A 4,006-nucleotide genomic window follows, 5' to 3' on the forward strand; every position below is an offset into this window, starting at 1 on the left:
AAAGGCCAAACACGCGTTTCATCATCAGGACTGTGGTGATGGCCATATCTGAGTAGTAGAGCGGTCGTCCACGCCGTTCAGTAGTGTTTTTTTCCGTCCATGCAGCAATGGCTGATTCATCTAGCCATACGGTTAGAGAACCTCGCTGCTTGAGGGCCTTGTTATAAGAGGGCCAGTTGGTGATTTTAAAATTTTGTTTTGCCATGGAGACCTGATTTTGAAACAACTGTGGTGATCTGCTCCGATGATTACCCAAAAGTTCTATTTATTCAACAAAGCCCCATGACAGATAGATACCGCGATGTCCGGGGGGCTGAATGGAAGCAGATTGAATAATTTCGATCAAATTTCGAGTAATTTCGATCAATACGCTATAACTTATTGAATAATAATCCCGATATTTTTATGCCGCTATGGCGTACACACAGCGCCATGGCGACGGCGACCGCGTTGCGCTTGTGCCCCCAGCTTAAGCTTCTGCCGGTTCGTATGGAGGTGTACAAGGCCACCTCGCGCCTGATTCGCGATTTCTTTTCCCGCTATACTACGTTGATCGAACCCCTTTCGCTGGATGAAGCTTATCTGGATGTGACAGACAGCCCATTGTGTAACGGTTCTGCGACGCTGATTGCTCAGGATATTCGCCAGACAATCGCCAATGAATTACAGCTCACGGCATCTGCGGGCGTGGCTCCCGTCAAGTTTCTTGCCAAGGTGGCATCGGAATAGAATAGGCCTAACGGCCAGTTTGTGATTACCCCTAACAATATGGACGCCTTTCTGCTAGCGCTGCCGCTGGCAAAAATTCCCGGCGTGGGTAAGGTGACGGCAAAACGGTTGGAAGAGAAGGGTTTGCACACGTACGAAGATGTGAGGCAGTACGATTTGGCTGAATTGCTGCGCCAGTTTGGCAAATTTGGCCGTATTTTGTGGGAGCTCTGCCATCGCATTGACGAGCGTACAGTTTCTCCCGATAGCTTGCGTAAATCTGTGGGCGTGAAAAAGACGCTGGCTGCCGATATCCACCATTGGCATGAGTGCGAGGGGCTGGTGGAACAACTCTATCAGGAACTGGAATTGCGTCTGCGGCGTGTGAAACCGGATCTGCATATCGCCCGTCAGGGCGTAAAACTGAAGTTTGATGATTTTTGCCAGACCACACAGGAACACGTATGGCCTGAACTGAATAAGCAGGATCTGCTGCAGTTGGCGCGGCAAACCTAGGAAGAGCGGCGTCAGACACGAGGCGTCAGGCTGGTTGGGTTGCACGTTACTTTGCTCGATCCGCAAATGGAACGCCAACTGCTGCTGAATTTAGAGTAATGGGACGTGAGGTCACTAACGCGCCGGTGGCAGTAAATACCCCGGCGCGCCTTGATTACGCTTTTTCTGGGATAGCCTCCAGCAGCGCTGTCAGTAGTTGCCAGTAGCGGCCTACGCTTGCGATGTGAACCTGTTCATCGGGTGAATGCGGTCCGGTAATGGTGGGCCCAATGGAAACCATGTCCATTTTCGGGTAGGGCTTTTTAAATAACCCACACTCAAGCCCGGCGTGAATAACCATGACGTTCGGCGTGGTGTCGAACAGTTTCTGGTACGTTTCACGCACCAGTTGCATCACCGGTGAATGGGCATCCGGTTTCCAGCCAGGGTAGCCGCCTTTCGGTGCGGTGTGAGCGCCCGCTAACTGACCCAATGCTGTCAACGTTCCGACCACGGCATCTTTACCGCTGTCGGTCAGCGAACGGATCAGGCAGACGATTTCTGCCTGTTCTGCGTTCACGGTGACCACGCCCAGATTGAGCGAAGTTTCCACCACGCCTTTGACTTCATCACTCATACGAATGACGCCATTCGGGGTGGAATTCAGCAAGGCAAGCAGGCAATCGCGGGATTCGGCGGTGAGCGGCAGAGCATCGCTGGTGGTTTCTTCCAGTACCAGCGTTAGGTTTTTCTCCACGGCAGCCAGTTCGTGTTGCAGCGTTGCCAGATACTGCTCTGCCAGCGTTTTCAGCGTGGCGACGTTGCCCGCCGGAACGGACAGAGTGGCGAAGGCCTCACGCGGAATGGCGTTACGCAGGGTGCCGCCGTTTAAATCCAACACGCGAATATCAGTTTTCGCGGCATGCTGGAACAGAAAACGTGCCAGCAGTTTATTGGCGTTACCCAGGCACAAATGAATATCGCAGCCGGAGTGGCCACCTTTTAGCCCTTTCAACGTCAGTTTGAAGGTGGAAAGGCCGGCGGGCAGCGCTTCGCGCGTCAGCGGCAGACGGGTGATAAAATCGATCCCGCCGGCGCAGCCCATATACACTTCACCTTCTTCTTCTGAATCGGTATTGATCAGAATGTCGCCCTGCAACCAGTTGGGCTGCAAGCCGAAGGCACCATCCATACCGGATTCTTCCGTCATGGTCAGCAGCACTTCCAGCGGGCCATGTTTCACGCGATCGTCTGCCAACACCGCCAGCGCCGAGGCCATACCAATACCGTTATCCGCACCCAGCGTAGTGCCACGTGCTTTGACACAGTCGCCATCCACATAAGGTTGGATAGGGTCAGTGGTAAAATCGTGTACGGTGTCATTGTTTTTCTGCGGCACCATATCCAGATGCGCCTGCAATACCACCGCTTTGCGGTTTTCCAGCCCCGGCGTCGCAGCTTTACGCAGCAGGGTATTTCCTACTGCATCGCGCTCGGCGTGAATATTACGCCCTTTGGCCCAGGCTAAAATGTGCTGCGCCAACGCCTCTTCATGGTAAGAAGGATGGGGAATGGAACAGATGGTGGCAAAAATATCCCACAAAGGCTGGGGAGCAAGTTGAGACAATTCAGACACGATTAGCGTCTCCTCGTTAGCAGACCCGTCTACGCATCAGGTGCGTAAGGACTGCAAGTTAAACGTTTCGGGTTGTGCCGCCGCAATTGGCACGTCAGTGACAAAATATCACTTTCCTTATCTTTTTATGCATCTTCAATGGCCTTGTTGAATAATAGGGAATAATGCTGTTATGACACACCTGTTTTGGATTAAAATGCTGATCGCATCCGGGATGCATCACCACGCTCTGGATTTAACATACTGATTTTACGTCAAGGGAATCCGCAGCCTTTATGGCTACGCAGCATAATATCTATTTATTCAACAAAGCCTTGAAAAAATTAAAGATGAGCTTGAAGGAGAGCACTATGAAATTTCCGTAGTTCAAAAAACGAACAATACTGAGTCTGAGATTATCCACATGACGCTCAAACAAGCTCTCCGTGTCGCAGCGCGTGAGTCGAAGGCAGTTCGTCGTTCGCTGATTGATAAGCTGGAGCAACTGGCTGCCTCAAAATCGCAGGCAATCACCACAGTCCCCGCATTACCGGAAAACTACATCTCCGCCCTGGAGGCCCTGCTGGAATCGAAAAAGAGTGAAGCTGCACTGGTACTAGTAAACAAAGAGCAGGCCGCCGAGATTCACGACCTCAAGAGCTTGTTCAAGGAGGGCATGACCCCAACCCAGTTCTGCAAAATGCTCAACGGCGTCAATACCCAAAAGGTTAACGGCTGGCTCGCTGAGCGCAACTGGCTACACAACGAAAGCCAATCAGGTATCCGCTGGCGTGCAACATCCTACGCTCGCGATAGATACCTGACTGAGCACCAGCATCTGATTAGCGTTCATGGTTCCGATGACTTCATTAAGCACCAGCCGGTACTCCTTCGCAAAGGCGCTGAGCGCATCCATGACTTATACCGTCGTGGCAAAGTGCCCATGAAACTCAACTGGAACGGCGATTTTACCCACCAGAAGCACGTCAGCCTTGCATCGTGAGAGGAGCAACGAATGAAACTTAAAATAGCTAACAGGATAAAGGAGCGTGAGAGGTTATTTAAGCGCTTATATGTACTAGCTCAGACCTGATCTGACAGTTACCGATTATTTATACAGGTGTCTGTCAGATTACATCTGGTTCAGATTCTTTTCTGCCCAGATCCGTTTTCCATCGAGTAAAGTGG

3 protein-coding genes and 1 pseudogene are annotated in these 4,006 nt (G+C 51.5%); 2 read left to right on the forward strand and 2 right to left on the reverse strand.

Annotated features, from left to right (window positions below; genetic code table 11):
• The coding region (locus QZ506_RS20250; RefSeq protein ID WP_291973471.1) for a transposase at positions 1-205 on the reverse strand (205 nt) is incomplete at its 3' end.
• Positions 206-426: 221 nt separating this feature from the next.
• Between QZ506_RS20250 and dinB the strand changes: the two are divergent.
• Positions 427-1,323 (forward strand): annotated as a pseudogene (dinB, locus tag QZ506_RS20255) (DNA polymerase IV); the annotation flags it as partial.
• 55 nt (positions 1,324-1,378) lie between these two features.
• Here the strand turns inward: dinB and pepD are convergent.
• Complete coding sequence (pepD, locus tag QZ506_RS20260; RefSeq protein WP_291973473.1) at positions 1,379-2,839, reverse strand: beta-Ala-His dipeptidase; 1,461 nt, start codon at positions 2,837-2,839, stop codon at positions 1,379-1,381.
• 403 nt (positions 2,840-3,242) lie between these two features.
• On the opposite strand from pepD, the gene QZ506_RS20265 reads away from it, so the two are divergent.
• A complete protein-coding gene (locus tag QZ506_RS20265) occupies positions 3,243-3,821 on the forward strand; it encodes a phage antirepressor KilAC domain-containing protein (protein WP_291973475.1) in 579 nt (192 codons plus the stop codon).
• Positions 3,822-4,006 lie beyond the last annotated feature (185 nt).

The organism is Candidatus Symbiopectobacterium sp., assembly GCF_020054415.1.
Lineage (GTDB): Bacteria > Pseudomonadota > Gammaproteobacteria > Enterobacterales > Enterobacteriaceae > Symbiopectobacterium.

Coding starts and splice junctions, on each gene's coding strand:
- QZ506_RS20265 (WP_291973475.1), top strand. CDS start 3,243: ATGACGCTCAAACAAGCTCTCCGTGTCGCAGCGCGTGAGTCGAAGGCA.